The sequence below is a fragment of the Bacillus sp. FJAT-22090 genome (genome assembly GCF_001278755.1).
GTDB lineage: Bacteria > Bacillota > Bacilli > Bacillales_A > Planococcaceae > Psychrobacillus.
In genome coordinates, this window is the sequence record NZ_CP012601.1 from 3,510,411 (window position 1) to 3,526,093 (window position 15,683).

The window sequence follows — 15,683 nt, forward strand, 5'->3', positions numbered from 1 at the left end:
GTGGCTTCCTCCTTATTACAATGCATTGATGAAACGAGCTTCTGTATTTGCTTCAACTGTTTCTAAATCCACCCCTGGCATTAATTCAACTAAATGCAATTGACTGTCGATGTATTTAAAAACCGCTAAATCAGTAACTATGATGTCTACACTACGTGTAGAGGTAATAGGGTAATTACATTCCTTTAAGATTTTACTTTTTCCATCTTTTGATGTATGAGTCATGGTTACAATGACCTTGCGAGCTCCAACGAGTAAATCCATTGCGCCGCCGACACCAATAATATTTTTTCCTGGTACTGCCCAGTTAGCGATACGTGCGTGTTCATCTACTTGAAGAACCCCAAGTATTGCTACGTCCACATGACCACCGCGAATCATCGCAAAAGATGCTGCACTATCAAAATAAGAGGCACCAATAGCTTCTCCAACTGCAAATTTACCTGCATTGACGATGTTTGGGTCTATATCTTCTTCGTGTACATCTTCCACGCCGAGCATTCCATTTTCAGTGTGGAAGAAAACATGGTTATGTTCTACATAGTTGGCCACAAGTGTTGGAATCCCAATACCTAAGTTAATAATTTGTCCATGCTCTAATTCTTTGGCTGCACGTTTGGCAATAGCTTCTTGAATTGGATTAGCCATGTTCGATGACACCTTCCTTTGTCAAAATCTTTTTCGCTAAGATGACGCGATCAACGAATAGGTGGGGTGTAACGATTTCATCACTTTTTAGTTCGCCAACTTCTACAATTTCATCCACTTCCACAATTACCGTTTTAGCAGCAGTTGCCATAATAGGGTTAAAGTTGCGTGCAGTTTTGTAATATACAAGATTGCCTAATGTATCCGCTTGATAAGCACGAATAATTGCTACATCTGCCTTTAACGCCTCTTCTAGTACATATTCTCCGTCGTCAAACATTTTTGTTTCTTTACCTTTTGATAAATTTGTTCCATAAGAGGTTTTTGTATAATACCCAGCAATTCCTGCGCCACCTGCTCGAATGGATTCAGCTAATGTACCCTGTGGCAATAAATCGATTTCGATTTCACCACGTTGGAAAGCATCGCCTACGTCTCGATTTCCAGTAAAATAAGAGCCAATCGCTTTTTTTACTTTCTTTTGTTCAAGCAATTTTCCTAAGCCTTTACCTTGTTCACCGAGGTTATTACTAATAATGGTTAAGTCTTTTACCTCAAGTTCTACTAAAGTATCAATTAGTGTCAGAGGGCCACCTACAAGACCAAAGCCGCCAACCATTATCGTTTGACCAGTTTGGACACAATCTAGTGCCTCTTCCGCTGAGTTATAAATTTTCATTCTTTTTCACTCCGTTATTTTTGAATAAGTGCGTCACTGATTTCGAACCAGGAAGGAATACCGGCTGTCAAAAGACAAATGTATCCAAGTTCAGCTAAGCGAGGTTCATCTACGCCTTTTTCACGTGCTTGTTTTGCCCAGTAATCTGTTTCTGCATTTTGTAAAACCGTCGTGTAAATGCCTGTCATTAAAATGTATTTCATTTGTTCATTGACTATATTTGATTCAAGTAATTTAGCAGATAAAGCGTTTTCATCACCATTCACAAAAAGAGAGATGAGCTGTTCGTAGTAACTTTTACATTCTTCGGTGGAAGCGAAATGTGCATAATAACGAACAATATCTACAGCTGTAGCATCATGTGGAATTTTTTCAGCATGTGTGCCAGTTAGCTCAAGTGCATACTCAAAAGATTGAAGACCTATTTGTAATGCTTTTTCTCCACCGTAGTTATAGGCAACAAGTAAATACTCAGCCAATTCACCAAGAGTAGCACCGCCATCGATTGCACCTTTTGTATGGTAAACCATGCTTCGAGCATAATGTCGAGCTGAATTAATGCCAACAAGTAAAATATCTTTTTCTTTTACAGAAAGTACTCCCTCGGCCATTGCTGCACCACGTAATGCTGTGTAATGATCTAACATTGCCGGATTGTAATCATGCATTTTTTGTACCCATCCCGGTACAACATCATAAACTTTTTTAAAGTACTCTAATCCAGTTGCCATCTATTTTCACTCCTTAAACAAAATAAAAAGGCCACACTACTCTCATGAACACATAACATAAGTGTCATTTGAGAGTAATGAGGCCAACAGTCAAGTGGGGAAGAACAAAGAAAGGTTATTTCCTTGTAGCCACCTGATAGGCTTTATATAAGATTAATTAAATATTTACATAAAGTTCGACAAATTTCAATCTTTTTTTATAATTTATTTACAAAATCTTTTATCGTTGGGTTAACATCGCTACGTTCTTCGAATACAAGTGTGTAATGATTGCTGTCAGACGTAACTTTATGAATATCTTTTGCGTATTGTTGTGTTTCAATATAAGATTCAGCTAAAAATAACGCAGGCATTGCACCGATACCACCTGTAGAATGTACTAGTAACACGGGGCATTCTATATTAGTAAATACTTCCGCTGGCTTATATTCGTAGAAGCTTTGGAAGTCTTGTCGAATCTTTGTTTCATCGGATTTGTTCTCCCAGTGCCCATCTACTTCAGCTATCTCATAGCGACCAACACTTTCCATATGCTCATCCCAAACTACTCCGAGATTGCTATAGATTTTTTTTATTTCCTCCAAATAGGCTTCTGCAGATTCATAATGTTTACTAATGCGGCCTAGAGAAGGCTCCACTATTTGTCGTTGATGATCCGTACATGTTGCAGCACCATCAAGTAAAATGACTCCTTTTACATCATCGCGTTTACTAGCGACATTTGCCATAATGAACCCACCCATTGAGTAGCCCATTAATATGGGATTTTGTATATTTAACGCATCGATTAAACCAATAATATCTTGCGTATGTTGCTCAATACCTGTATTTTCTGTAGCGGCGGAACTATTTCCACGGCCTCGTAAATCGACAGAAATAAATCGGTAGTCTCCTTTAAGTAATTCAGCATAATAATGTAGTTGTTTACTATTTCCTGTTAAGCCATGCGCTCCGATGATGACCTCTTGTGTTCCCTCATATTCAGCATAGGCTAGCGTACCACCATTGACTTCGATTGAACGATATTCCATATGTATCCTCCTTATGTTAAAAGTCTAAAATTATTTGTACACCTACTTTCAGAAAATGTCAAAATATTTTTATAGATTTAAGTTAATTTTATAGGGAACTAAATATTGATATCCGAACAAAGTGGATTTCCGCTTCAGGCGGACGCTTTCCGCGGGCTTGGCTTCAGCCTCCTCGGAGCTCCAAAAACATGTGCTCCTGCGGTTACTCGTCGCAAAGACACTGGCCAAATAAAGTTCGGCCAGCGTCTTTCCTGCGGGGTCTTCAGCTCAAGCTAATCCCGCAGGAGTCGCCGCCTTCCGCTCCAATTAACGTAATCAGAACTCTATATAAGCGAATATTTTAATATAATTCAATCCAAATATTCGTGTTTTTCTTTACAAGAAGCAATTATGAAATTAACTCAGATTTAACTAAAAAAATGCCAGATTCCAAATTAACATAAATTTATTAAAAGTCCATCAGGATTAAAGCAATCTAGAACAAAGTAAACTAAAAATATAACACTGAATAACAAAAGTTTAATAAAATTTGCATAATTCATTTTGGTAATTTTTATGTTGAAAAATTGCACAAATATAAAAAAGCACTTAAAGAATTGTAAAGCAGAATAATACTTAGAAAAACAGTTGGAACAAGTTACTTTTAAACTTTAAAAGAACTAATAGTACCGATTAAATTTCTTGATAGTATTGATATATTGTTGCTTGCGTAAACTACTAATTAGAATCTATTGGATATTAATTTTTTGAGTGGAGCATATAAATTTGTTTCTTAAGTTCTTATGTTTACAATGGAATAGAAACTTTTCAAAGAAAGGACAAATCTTAAATGTCAACTATACAAATACCTATATCAGTCTTAAATTTGGCTCCAATTCGCAAAGGGCAAGGACCTAAAGAAGCCATTGATGCAATGGTTGACTTGGCGCAAGCAACGGAGAAAATGGGATATACAAGATACTGGATTGCGGAGCATCATAATACTCCAACACTAGTTAGCTCCGCTACCTCTATTTTAATAAAACATACATTAGAAAATACCGAACATATACGGATTGGATCAGGCGGAATAATGCTACCTAACCATTCTCCTTTAGTAGTTGCAGAACAATTTGGTACAATGGCGACCATCTATCCTAATCGATTAGACTTGGGTCTTGGACGGGCACCCGGTACTGACCAACTGACGGCAACTGCACTAAGACGATCTCAAAATAATTCTGTCTATACATTTCCAGAAGATGTAAAGTCATTGCTAACGTATTTTGGGCCTGAAGAGTTCCAAGGTTATACAAAAGCTTATCCAGGTGTCGGCACGAATATTCCTATTTATATTCTCGGTTCATCGACAGATTCAGCTGTGTTAGCCGCTAAATTAGGCCTGCCATATGTATTCGCAGCACACTTTGCACCAAGACATATGGAGGAGGCAATTTCAATTTATCGAAATAATTTTCAGCCTTCTTCATACTTAAATTCTCCGTATATGATTGTTTGTCTAAATGTGATTGCAGCTGAAAGTGATGAAGAGGCAAAGTTTGAATCGACAACAATGCAGCAATTTTTCTTGAATGTTGTACGTGGCTCACAAATGCCGTTAAGTCCTCCAGTTGAAAACATGGATTCCCTATGGAGCCCATCTGAAAAAGAAATGGCTACATCGATGTCCAGTATGATTATGTTAGGAGATAAAAATTCCATTCGAGAGCAGTTAACCAATTTTCAAGAGAAGTATGACGTGGATGAAATCATGGCAGTATCTTATATTTATGATCCTGCCAAACAGAAACGTTCATATGAAATTTTAAAAGAAGTCGTCGATGGCAATTAAAGAGGTAAATAGAAGAGCATGCTTTAACAATCAAAGCATGCTCTATCTATTTTTCGTATTCATTATTAGCTTTTAAAAATCGTATTCGGCTTCTTTTGCTTCTCGAATTTTAGTATAGGTTTCCGTTAATACAACAGTATCTTCGACTAAACGATCGATTCGGAAGAAAACATCGTCATTAACGATTTCTTTCCGAATGAAATCCCTTTCTTCTATGAACACGTACGTTTGAACAATTTGAGATTTCATATACGATAATATAGGCTTTAGTTGTTGCTCTGCAATTAAGTAATGCTTGGCTGAACCTGCTGTTACAATCATACTCACCACTTTATCCCGAAAAGCATTAACGGGGAGCAAGTCAAAAATGTTTTTGAGTGTAGCAGGGATGGATGCTTGAAAAATAGGAGTTCCAATAATGATTGCATCGGCTTCCATAATTGTTTTTGCCACATACCCGGTGTCGCCCTCATATTCTAAATAATTCCGACCGTCACTGAATTGAACGTCATATTCTGCTAAATCTATTAACGTCACTTCTGCATCTGGATATTTTTCGGTGATAGTTTTAAATGTATAATTCATAGCAGTACGCGTTTTCGAGCCCACTCTAGAACCTGACAATCCTACAATTTTCATGTTTGGGGCCTCCTAATCTTTTGCTGTGTATTTTTTAATTGCCGGTAAGATTTCGGTACCGATCAATTCAATATTTTTTACTAATTTTTCATATGGTATACCACCAAAATCCATTTGTGCAATATAACGTTGGTGACCAAATAGTTCATGCTGATAGAGAATTTTTTCAATTATTTGCTGCGGGCTACCAATATTCATCACATCACGAGGATCTGCCCCTTGTGCAAAATGTTGTTTTGGATAGCCTCGTCCATTAATTAACTGCATCCCTTGATTCACGTAAGGGTAGGTCTCACTCTGTGCCTGTTGAGTGGTTTCGGCAGCATAGAAAAAGCCGGCAGTTGCAACCGGAAGAGTTGATGGATCAAAGCCGCTACGCTCGGAAGCCTCCCGGTAAGCATCAATAGAATATTTAAAGCTTGTAGCAGGTCCACCTAATGTAGCAAGCATCATCGGAACACCAGCGTAACCAGCCTTAATAGCACTAGCTGGAGGTCCCCCAACTGCACGCCAAATAGGTAATGAGCCGTTTTTAGGACGTGGAATTACTCTAGCGTTATTTAATGAAGCGCGGAATTTCCCGTCCCAATTGACAACTTCCTCTTCATTTATTTTCAATAACAAATCAAACTTTTCTTCATACAACTCTTCGTAATCGCGAACGTTATACCCCAACAAATCAAAAAGACCTACACGAGATGCACGTCCAGCTATAATTTCAGCTCGCCCTTTAGAAATTAAATCAATCGTTGAAAAATCCTCATACACACGAACAGGGTCAGACGTACTAATAATGGTAGAGGAGCTCGCGATTTTAATTTTACTAGTTGCCTGGGCTATTGCTGCTAACACAACAGAGTGTGCCTGCGTTGCAAAATACTCCTGATGGCTTTCTCCGACACTAAAAAAGTCTAAACCTGCTTGCTCCGCTAGCTTGGCCAAATCTATAATCTCATGTATACGTTGTTCAGCTGAAATACGTTCACCTGTAAGTGGATCTGGGATATGGTCACCAAGAGTATACAGTCCAAATTCTAGACCCTTTCTTTGGTCAATTCGATATTTTTCCATTTATATCAACCCTTCTATTAATAAGTATGTGTTATTTATTTCGTACTTACTTTACTTGTGTCTGATTTCACTATCTTGCTTTCAAATTTCTTTGAATGATGATAGTATAATCTGAAACAATATTTAATATAAGTACGTACTTAAAAGTGGTATAGTATACAAAAGGATACTAAGGAGCGAATATATAATGGAAATGCAGCCAGAACTATGTCGTGTAGAAGATGCTTTAGGTATATTAGTTGGGAAATGGAAGCCAATTATATTATTAACTCTATTGCAAAATGGAACAAAACGATTTAGCGATTTAAAAAGAAGCATACCAGGAATTACTCAAAAAATGCTTACAAATCAGCTTCGCGAATTAGAGGAAGAGGATATTATTACTCGTAAAGTGTACCCTCAAGTTCCTCCCAAAGTGGAATATTCCATCACGGAATACGGAAAGAGTTTAGAACCGATTTTAGTTGCAATGCATGATTGGGGAACAGCTCATACACTTCATAAAATGAAAAAAAGACAGCAGACATTTGGTTAAAAACTAGAGACTATAAATAAACAAACCAAGTAAAAGAGAAGCTAAAAGGAATTTTTCCCTAAACTGAAGTATTACCTTCTTATGCAAGATAATGAAAACAATAAACTGTACCCTATAGATGCCACTTTAAAAGTGTGATCTATAGGGTGCTTTTGTATAATGATAAAAATAGGCATTGGGAAGAAAGAGGTAGTGTGTATTATGTGTGGTCGTTATACGTTATTTACAAATTACGAACAGCTTATGGATCGCTTTGATGTTGCTGTCGCAATGGATCAAGAGTTCTATGCACCAAGTTTTAATATCGCACCTTCCCAACAGGTTGTTGCAATTATCCATGATGGAAAAAGCAATCGCATGGGTCAGCTAAAGTGGGGACTTGTTCCGTCCTGGTCAAAAGACGAAAAAATAGGTTATAAAATGATAAATGCTCGAGCAGAAACAGTAGATGAAAAGCCTAGTTTTCGTCAGGCATTCTTAAAAAGACGTTGTTTAATTCCAATGAATTCTTTTTATGAGTGGAAAACGACAACCTCTGGAAAAGTGCCAATGCGAATTAAAATGAAATCGGATGAACTTTTTACGGTTGCAGGATTATGGGAAATGTGGAAAGCGCCGGACGGAAAAAGTATTTACACTTGTACCCTTCTGACGACGGAAGCTAATACTTTAATGGAGGGCATTCATCATCGTATGCCTGTTATATTGAAACGAGAGAATGAAAAGAATTGGTTAGATTCTCTTCAGAACATTGATGAATTAAAAAGCATGTTAGTGCCTTATGATGCTTCTTTAATGGAAGCCTTTCCTGTCTCAAGTGAGGTCAATTCACCAAAGAATAATCACGTAGGGTTATTAAACTCATTATAAAAGGGGCCATATGAATGGTCCCTTTAATAACTCTAGTGATATTATACCTTCTGTTTATATCCATGGAGGAGACAAGCTTAATTCGCGCACAGAGCTTTTCCTAAACCTCAAAAGGGATTATGTACTGCCTTTTGAATTATCTATATAGAAGGAATTCACACATTTTTATTGAATTAAGATAATGGTTGATTTTATAAATAAAACTATAATAGATTCGACTTTGCACGGACGTTAATGGATAGAGGAGGTCCAGTCTTGGATAATTTTTGGAATAGGATAATTTATAAAATTTGGTCTCCAATGTATGATAAGTTTTTTAATTCGGGTGCTTTTTTAAATGGTCGAAAAGAAGTATTTGAGGAAATACCTTTTCAGAAGGGGCAAAAGATACTATTTGTTGGTGTAGGCACGGGCGCTGACTTAGAATTAATAAACCATGCAAATTTTGAAATTACTGCAGTTGATTACTCGACAGAGATGTTAAACCAAGCAAGAACAAAATTTGTAGATTCCTCCATTCAATTTTTAGAGATGGATGCACAACATATGGAGTTTGAGAGTGAATCGTTTGATTATATTGTTGCCAGTCTAATTCTTTCTGTAGTGCCTGATGCCGATAAATGCTTTAGGGAAATGACAAGAGTTTTAAAATCGGAAGGTGACATAATTATTTTTGATAAATTTGTTCCAAAAAATAAAAAGCTATCATTGCCCAAGTCAATACTAAGACCAATCATAAGGATTTTAGGAACTGATATAGGCTTAAGCTTCGAAGAACTTTTCATAAGAAATAGTGAAAATATTTATATAAAAGAAGACAAGCCAGTTATGTTGAAAGGAATGTATAGAAAAATAGTTATTCACAAAAATTAACTGTCGCTGTTGTTTTTCCCTTTCTTTCTAATCCAAAAGGGAGTAATAATAATTAGGAACAAGACCATAAATCCATATAAATAAGTAGAGGGAACATTTTTCACAATTCCAAAGACAATTGCTATCTCAATAACAACTGCGGGAATCTTACCAATCGTACTTGCCACCATGAAAAACCATCCGCTAATGGAGGTCAATGAAGCTCCAGCGGTAACTAATCCGGATGGAACAAAAGGAATAATTCTAAATAAAATAACGAAGGAAAATACCTTCCAAGGAGAGCTGTTTTTTATTGCCTTAAAAATAGAATGATTAAACCATTCCCGCTGGACCTTTGAAAATCCCCAGCGATATAAATGAAACCCAAACAGTGCTCCGAGAATTTCTCCCGAAAATGTTAGAATGGATCCCCATATTAAACCAAGTGCATCTATGTTTATGGCAGTAACAAAGAAACTTGGCACAAAACCAATTGCCCCAAGTAATAAATTCAACAGGAGTAATAAAAGGAATTGGAGGGGGCTACTCAATATTGGAATATGTTGTATAAATTCTCCCATAGATTACGAACCACCTATCCTTTAGCCATTCCGTTCTCTTGCTGCATTATACATCGCATTGTTAACAACATCAATCTAACCTTCTCCTAATTAGAATAGGAATAATTTTACTTCCTATATACATCTCCTAAATGTATTATTTATATGGTACAAACTAATAAAGGAAGTGTAGATATTGTCTAAACATATAACAATAAACGACAATATTAAAAATAAATTAAAAGCTGATTGTGGAAACTGTTTTGGGTTGTGTTGCGTAGCTTTACCATACGCAAAATCAGCTGATTTTCCATTGGATAAAGACGGAGGTACTCCATGTTCCAACTTGCAATCCGATTATCGCTGTGGAATACATCAAAACCTTAGAAATGAAGGATATAAAGGCTGTACAGTTTATGAATGCTTTGGCGCTGGGCAAAAAGTATCCCAGTTCACATATAAAGGGAATGATTGGAGAGACAATCCTTCAACCGCTAAGGAAATGTTTGATGTCTTTCCTATCATGCAGCAACTTCATGAAATACTTGTGTATTTAAGTGAAGCGCTTCGTCGAGAGGAGACAAAGCCTATACATGGAGATTTAGAAGAGGCTTTGGAAAAAACGGAGGAACTTACTCATTTGCCTCCTCAATCAATTAAAGCTATTGATGTCCATGCCCACAGAGCGGCTGTTAACGAATTCCTTTTGCGAACAAGTGAACTTGTAAGATCTAAAGCTCCAATAAAGAAGCAGAAAAAGATTGGTCGGGGAATAGAGCTATTAGGAGCAAACTTAAGAGGAGCTGATCTTAGAGGAGCAAACCTTAGAGGTGCGTTTCTTATTGCGGCAAACTTGCAGAATGCGGATTTGAGGATGTCTGATTTTATCGGAGCAGACTTGAGAGACGCTGACATAAGTGGAGCAAATTTAACGGGAAGCATTTTTCTTACTCAAGCACAAATAAACGCTGCAAAAGGAGATAGCAATACTAAGTTACCATCCTCCTTAAAGACACCTTTTCATTGGACTAATTAAACAAATAATAGAGTGGTTGCATCGACAGGAATTTCTGAAAATAGTCAGCACTCATCAAATAGATGAGAGCTTACATAGAAATAGGACAGCATCTTTTTTTAAATTATCTCAAAAGCAGAATATAGCAGTAAGATTACCGAAAAGAAGGGTTGGTCGTGATGGAAGTTACGAACAACCCTTCAAAAAATTCTACGTTAATGATGTGGGAATATTGTTTTCAAAGGGAGCGATTAGCTCTTTTTTTATTGACGAAAAGACCCATTAGTTGTTTCTAATTCTTAGTTCATTTAATATTATTTTTAAAATCAATCTAACGAGGAGCGTTCACATGAAAGCACTGATCTTTGAGGAGTTTGGTGGACCGGAAGTACTGCAATATAAAGAAGTTTCTGACCCTATCATGAAAGAAAATGAACTATTGATAAGAATGAAAGCGATTGGTTTGAACTTTGCTGATATATACAGAAGAAAAGGAAATTATCATCTTGCAGGTCAGCCTCCATATATCTTGGGGTATGAAGGGGCGGGTGTAGTGGAGCAATTAGGAAAGGATGTAACGACCTTTAAGGTTGGTGATCGAATTGCTTTTGCAGATGTCCCATTTGCTAATGCTGAATTGGTCACCGTTCCAATAGATAAAGTTATACCGTTACCGATTGATATTTCCTTTGAAACAGCTGCTTCAGTTTTACTCCAAGGCTTAACCGCCCATTATTTAACGAAAGATAGTTACAAAATTACAGCGAATGACACTATACTTGTGCATGCAGCTGCAGGTGGAGTTGGTCAAAATCTTATACAAATAGGTAAGCTTTTAGGAGCAAAAGTTATCGGGCTAACCTCCTCAGTAGAAAAATCAAAAGCTGCATCCACGGCTGGAGCAAATTTTGTGTTTTTATATAGCGAAGATTGGATTGAACAAATCAAAGACGTAACAAACGGTCTAGGGGTAGATGTGGTTTATGAATCAGTCGGTTCTACCTTATTAGAAAGTTTTGAGGCTACAAAAGTAGGTGGAACAGTCGTATTTTATGGAATGTCGGGTGGCGATCCTGCTCCGATAGATCCGAGAATGCTAATGGATACTTCTAAAACACTTACAGGTGGGGATCTTTGGAACGTTCTAACTTCATTTGAGGAAAGAAAAATTCGTTCAACACAGCTATTTGAGTGGATTAAAGATGGGAAAATAAAAGTGAATGAATCGACAACGTACTCATTACAGGATGGTGCTCAAGCGCACGCCTTATTAGAAAGTAGAATAAGTGTCGGGAAGATTTTATTAATACCTTAAAACAAAGTAATTGTGAAATGTATGTGACATTTTATAATAAAATTATTTATCTCGAAATCAAAGTAGTTTACAATCTAATAGACTATCTGTTAATATATCGTATGTTATCAATATAATTTTTGGAGGAATAACAAGTGAATATATTAGTAGTAAAAGCAAATAACCGTCCAGCTGCTGAAGCTGTTTCAAGTAAAATGTACGAAACATTTATGGAAAATATCGAAGGTGCAAATGTAACCACTTTTGATGTATTTAAAGAAGATATGCCTTACTTCGGTCAAGATCTTTTCAATGCTTTTGGAAAAGTTCAAAACGGTGAAGAATTAACTGACTTAGAAGCACGTCTTTTAGCTGCAAAACAAAAAGCTATGGACGCATTAACTGCTGCTGATGTAGTAGTATTCGCATTCCCTTTATGGAACTTAACAATTCCAGCACCATTACAAACGTTTATCGATTATGTGTACCAAGCTGGTTTCACATTCAAATACAGCGAAGAAGGTCAATTAGTAAGCTTAATGACTGATAAAAAAGCCGTTATTTTAAATGCACGTGGTGGCATTTACTCTTCTCCAGAAGCTGCACCAATGGAAATGTCTGCAAACTACATTAAAAATGTTGTAGGTGGCGTATTCGGTATGCAAATTACGGATGAAGTTATTATTGAAGGGCACAATGCAATGCCTGACAAAGCAGAAGAAATTATTGCAGCTGGTTTAGAAAAAGTAAGAGTAGTTGCTCAAAACCTTTCTAAACAATTAGTATAAATCTAATTATGAACTTATAAAAAACGTTCACAAGTCTAATGATGACTAGTGAACGTTTTTTTATATTTACAGGTCAAATGTTTATCCCATTTATATAAGGGAAAATACTTGATAATTAAATTGTAAAAAGGAGAGGTTATTTCGTATGGGTAAAACTGTTGCCGAAGTTGTAGTGGATCAACTGTCTTTATTGGGGGTTAAGCGAATTTACGGAGTTGTTGGGGATGCTATTATCGGGCTATTGGATGCACTGGACAAACAGGAGAAGATTCAGTTTATCCCTGTGAAGCATGAGTCGGTTGCAGCATTTATGGCATCTGCTGAAGCTAAGCTAACAGGAAGACTTGCGGTTTGTACGGCTACGATGGGACCAGGGGCAGCAAATTTACTGAATGGCCTCGGGGATGCCTATTCGGATAAAGCACCTGTGCTAGCACTGACGGGCCAGGCGCCACTTAACAAAATAGGTACAGACTATCAGCAATACGTTGATCAACAAGAACTGTTTAAACCATTTGCCACTTTTTCCGCAAATCTTGCTAGTGAGGATGCAATTGTGGATCTACTCGTCAAAGCGTCCCAAATTTCCTTAGAGCAACGAACGGTCACACATATATCAATTCCAAAGGATTTATTTCAAATAGAAACAAATAAGAAACCTCGAAAGCTACCGTCTGTGATAGAAGGAACAACCTCTTTTCAAATAGAAGATTTAAAAGAGATAACGGAAGTAATGAAATCGGCAAAAAAGCCTATGATTCTTGCTGGAGCAGGAGCTGTAAATGGATCTTCGTCACTTGAAGAGCTTGCCAAAGCTTGGGGAGCAGGCATATTGGTAAGTCTAGGAGGAAAAGGAGTATTTAAGGAAGATACGCCACAACTTCTACAAGGGATCGGGGAAGGGGGGAATCCCCATGCAGCTGATGTCTTCAAGGAAACTGATGTCGTTCTACTTGCAGGAGTGACATGGTGGCCAGAGGGCTACGTGCCTACAAATGCAAAGATTATTCAAATTGATACCCATTTTGAAAATGCTACAAAAGGTATTCCAGTTGAAATGGGTGTTAAAGGTAAAGTAGAGCATGTGGTTCCACTACTTTTACAAAGCTTAGCTGACTATCAGACGAATACCGAGTGGTTATCTCATATCGAAGAAACGAAAAGAAAATGGTCCAAACAAAACGAAGAAGAAGGTAAAAAATCAGGTTTCCCTGTCTCTCCTTCTCGCATTGTCCGAGCTATTGAAAAAACAATCGCTGAAGATGCGGTACTAACATTGGACACAGGAGATGTAACGGTTTGGTTTAATCGTAATTTCCGTCCTAATAGTCAGAGAGTATTATTTTCAGGCTATTGGCGCTCCATGGGCTTTGGACTTCCAGCTGCCATTGCGGCAAAACTGGAACAGCCTGAAAAGCAAGTGGTTGCTGTTGTAGGGGACGGTGGTATAGAGATGACGTTGGCTGATCTTCTAACTGCAACTCGCTATAACTTGGATATCACAGTAATCGTATTTAACAATGGTTCTTTACAAATGGAAATAGATAAAATGCAAGCAGCTGGAGATAGAGAACTAGGTACACAATTAACGAATCCAGACTTCGTTAAAGTGGCGGAAGCATGCGGGTGGACTGGTCTCCGGGCAGAAATAGATAGTGAATTAGAAACAATTCTCGAACAAGCAATTAGAACAAATGGTCCGACCTTAGTTGATATTCCAACCGCTCAGGAGTTCTTTCCAGAAACAAAGTGAAACTGTAAAAAGAATAAAAACAAATAAAGTCCTGTGTTCAACTCGCACAGGACTTTTCATTAATAATTATGATTCTTTCGCATTTGAAGGGGCTCTTACACCGAGTCGTTCTTGTTCTTGCTCTGCAAGAATTTCGTTGTCTTCTGCGTTATCGCGAGTGACTTTTTGTGTAAGTATTGCTCCAACTGCCACTAATATCATTACGGCGATATAATATCCCTTTTCATTGAGCTCTAAATTATCTGCATTATAAAGGCCGATGCTAAACATGAAAACGCCAGCGAATAAAGTAAAATAGGATAATACCGTGAATGCCATTGTATTACGTCTTCTATACCTTCTATTATTCATAAAAATCTCCTTTCTTCATTTTTAATATATATGCAGAAGTAAGGAGAAATTACCCTTTGTCTTTAATCTATAGAAAGACGATTTTCAAACACGGTGTTTTGTAAAGAAATCATTAAAAATTGCTTATATATTTTCAATTAATTCCTTGAAATACGGACCAGCATAAACCATCTTTGCACCATACCAAAACATTTCTCCATCCACTAAAATTATTTTCGTGTTTGGAAGAAACGATTGAAATTCTGCTACATGTTTTTCTTGGAAAGGAAACGGTTCGGATGCCAAAAAAAGAACATCAAGGTTAGCCTTTGCAAATTCTTCCTTTGATACTGCAGGATATCTGGAACCAACTTTTTCAAATGGATTATGAAAACCAAGCGTATGTATAACATCATTAATATAGGTAGTTCCACCAACAACCATATAAGGCTTCCGCCAAATGACATATGCTACTTTTTTCTTCTCGTTTGCAGGAACTACAGGGAAAGAAAATTTGCATGAAGCTATAAGCTCTTCTGCTTTTTGTTCTCTATTAGTAAGTGCCCCCAATGTTCTTATAAAACGATATGCATCCTTGATTGACTGTACTTCTAAAACAAATACTGGTGCAATTTTTTCTAAAGCCTGCACAATCTCTTTCGTATTTTCTTCCTTTTCAGCTAGAATCAAATCAGGTTGTAATTCCCGTATTTTTTCTTCGTTTACTTCTTTTGTACCTCCCACTATTTCTACTTTTTCCACCTTCTTTTGAGGGAAAATGCAATATTTCGTACGGCCGATTATTTCATTTTCTAAACCTAAAGCAAATAATGTTTCTGTAATTGCAGGACAAATGGAAACAATGCGGTTGGGGGAAGAAGTGACCTTCACTTCTCTTCCAAGATGATCAGTTAATAAATTAGTCATTACATTTCTCCTATTCTTTAAAAATATATAACTTCATACTTCGATATCCTCTAAAAATTGTCCTCTAAATCATACAATACTATTCTATCGTAACAATATCATGCAAGCGCTTGCATTCTAGTTGTGGAA

17 protein-coding genes are annotated in these 15,683 nt (G+C 37.0%); 8 read left to right on the forward strand and 9 right to left on the reverse strand.

The window, feature by feature from the left end; translation table 11 throughout:
• Positions 1-15: 15 nt before the first annotated feature.
• The 4 genes from AM499_RS17645 to AM499_RS17660 all read right to left on the reverse strand — a co-directional run bounded on the left by AM499_RS17645 (position 16) and on the right by AM499_RS17660 (position 3,089).
• Complete coding sequence (locus tag AM499_RS17645; RefSeq protein WP_053591430.1) at positions 16-648, reverse strand: 3-oxoacid CoA-transferase subunit B; 633 nt, start codon at positions 646-648, stop codon at positions 16-18.
• The gene (locus tag AM499_RS17650) at positions 641-1,327 is read right to left on the reverse strand and encodes a CoA transferase subunit A (protein WP_053591431.1); all 687 of its coding nucleotides are present in this window, start codon (positions 1,325-1,327) and stop codon (positions 641-643) included. The genes AM499_RS17645 and AM499_RS17650 overlap by 8 nt, the downstream gene beginning before the upstream one ends.
• Before the next feature lie 14 nt (positions 1,328-1,341).
• Positions 1,342-2,058 (reverse strand): carboxymuconolactone decarboxylase family protein, encoded by a 717-nt coding sequence (locus tag AM499_RS17655; protein ID WP_053591432.1) that lies wholly within the window; start codon positions 2,056-2,058, stop codon positions 1,342-1,344.
• A gap of 197 nt (positions 2,059-2,255) precedes the next feature.
• On the reverse strand, positions 2,256-3,089 hold the full coding sequence (locus tag AM499_RS17660; RefSeq protein WP_053591433.1) for an alpha/beta fold hydrolase: 834 nt from the start codon (positions 3,087-3,089) through the stop codon (positions 2,256-2,258).
• An 829-nt stretch (positions 3,090-3,918) separates the two neighbouring features.
• Between AM499_RS17660 and AM499_RS17665 the strand changes: the two genes are divergently transcribed.
• Complete coding sequence (locus tag AM499_RS17665; protein ID WP_053591434.1) at positions 3,919-4,920, forward strand: LLM class flavin-dependent oxidoreductase; 1,002 nt, start codon at positions 3,919-3,921, stop codon at positions 4,918-4,920.
• Positions 4,921-4,992: 72 nt separating this feature from the next.
• Here AM499_RS17665 and AM499_RS17670 read toward each other — a convergent pair whose 3' ends face one another.
• Together AM499_RS17670 and AM499_RS17675 are read right to left on the reverse strand one after the other, a co-directional pair.
• Positions 4,993-5,559: an NADPH-dependent FMN reductase gene (locus tag AM499_RS17670; protein WP_053591435.1), complete on the reverse strand. Its 567-nt coding sequence runs from the start codon at positions 5,557-5,559 to the stop codon at positions 4,993-4,995.
• Between the two features lie 12 nt (positions 5,560-5,571).
• Positions 5,572-6,630, reverse strand: a complete 1,059-nt coding sequence (locus AM499_RS17675; RefSeq protein ID WP_053591436.1) for an LLM class flavin-dependent oxidoreductase — start codon at positions 6,628-6,630, stop codon at positions 5,572-5,574.
• A gap of 187 nt (positions 6,631-6,817) precedes the next feature.
• Between AM499_RS17675 and AM499_RS17680 the strand changes: the two genes are divergently transcribed.
• The 3 genes from AM499_RS17680 to AM499_RS17690 all read left to right on the forward strand — a co-directional run bounded on the left by AM499_RS17680 (position 6,818) and on the right by AM499_RS17690 (position 8,908).
• Positions 6,818-7,165, forward strand: a complete 348-nt coding sequence (locus AM499_RS17680) for a winged helix-turn-helix transcriptional regulator (protein ID WP_053591437.1) — start codon at positions 6,818-6,820, stop codon at positions 7,163-7,165.
• Positions 7,166-7,366: 201 nt separating this feature from the next.
• Positions 7,367-8,035 (forward strand): SOS response-associated peptidase, encoded by a 669-nt coding sequence (locus AM499_RS17685; RefSeq protein WP_053592267.1) that lies wholly within the window; start codon positions 7,367-7,369, stop codon positions 8,033-8,035.
• A 255-nt stretch (positions 8,036-8,290) separates the two neighbouring features.
• On the forward strand, positions 8,291-8,908 hold the full coding sequence (locus tag AM499_RS17690; protein ID WP_053591438.1) for a class I SAM-dependent methyltransferase: 618 nt from the start codon (positions 8,291-8,293) through the stop codon (positions 8,906-8,908).
• Here the strand turns inward: AM499_RS17690 and AM499_RS17695 are convergent.
• Positions 8,905-9,468, reverse strand: a complete 564-nt coding sequence (locus tag AM499_RS17695) for a TVP38/TMEM64 family protein (protein ID WP_053591439.1) — start codon at positions 9,466-9,468, stop codon at positions 8,905-8,907. The two genes, AM499_RS17690 and AM499_RS17695, sit on opposite strands and share 4 nt — an antisense overlap.
• A gap of 175 nt (positions 9,469-9,643) precedes the next feature.
• Here AM499_RS17695 and AM499_RS17700 point away from each other — a divergent pair, with 175 nt between their 5' ends.
• The 4 genes from AM499_RS17700 to AM499_RS17715 all read left to right on the forward strand — a co-directional run bounded on the left by AM499_RS17700 (position 9,644) and on the right by AM499_RS17715 (position 14,297).
• Positions 9,644-10,483 (forward strand): pentapeptide repeat-containing protein, encoded by an 840-nt coding sequence (locus AM499_RS17700; protein WP_053591440.1) that lies wholly within the window; start codon positions 9,644-9,646, stop codon positions 10,481-10,483.
• Between the two features lie 328 nt (positions 10,484-10,811).
• Positions 10,812-11,777 carry a quinone oxidoreductase family protein gene (locus tag AM499_RS17705; RefSeq protein ID WP_053591441.1) on the forward strand — a complete coding sequence of 322 codons (966 nt, stop codon included), beginning with the start codon at positions 10,812-10,814 and terminating at the stop codon, positions 11,775-11,777.
• Between the two features lie 134 nt (positions 11,778-11,911).
• Positions 11,912-12,544, forward strand: coding sequence for an FMN-dependent NADH-azoreductase (locus tag AM499_RS17710; RefSeq protein WP_053591442.1), 633 nt, complete (start codon positions 11,912-11,914; stop codon positions 12,542-12,544).
• A 145-nt stretch (positions 12,545-12,689) separates the two neighbouring features.
• Complete coding sequence (locus AM499_RS17715; protein ID WP_053591443.1) at positions 12,690-14,297, forward strand: thiamine pyrophosphate-binding protein; 1,608 nt, start codon at positions 12,690-12,692, stop codon at positions 14,295-14,297.
• A gap of 66 nt (positions 14,298-14,363) precedes the next feature.
• Here AM499_RS17715 and AM499_RS17720 read toward each other — a convergent pair whose 3' ends face one another.
• Positions 14,364-14,648: a YiaA/YiaB family inner membrane protein gene (locus AM499_RS17720; protein WP_053591444.1), complete on the reverse strand. Its 285-nt coding sequence runs from the start codon at positions 14,646-14,648 to the stop codon at positions 14,364-14,366.
• Between the two features lie 123 nt (positions 14,649-14,771).
• Positions 14,772-15,554 carry an ABC transporter substrate-binding protein gene (locus AM499_RS17725; RefSeq protein WP_053591445.1) on the reverse strand — a complete coding sequence of 261 codons (783 nt, stop codon included), beginning with the start codon at positions 15,552-15,554 and terminating at the stop codon, positions 14,772-14,774.
• Positions 15,555-15,683: the final 129 nt, after the last annotated feature.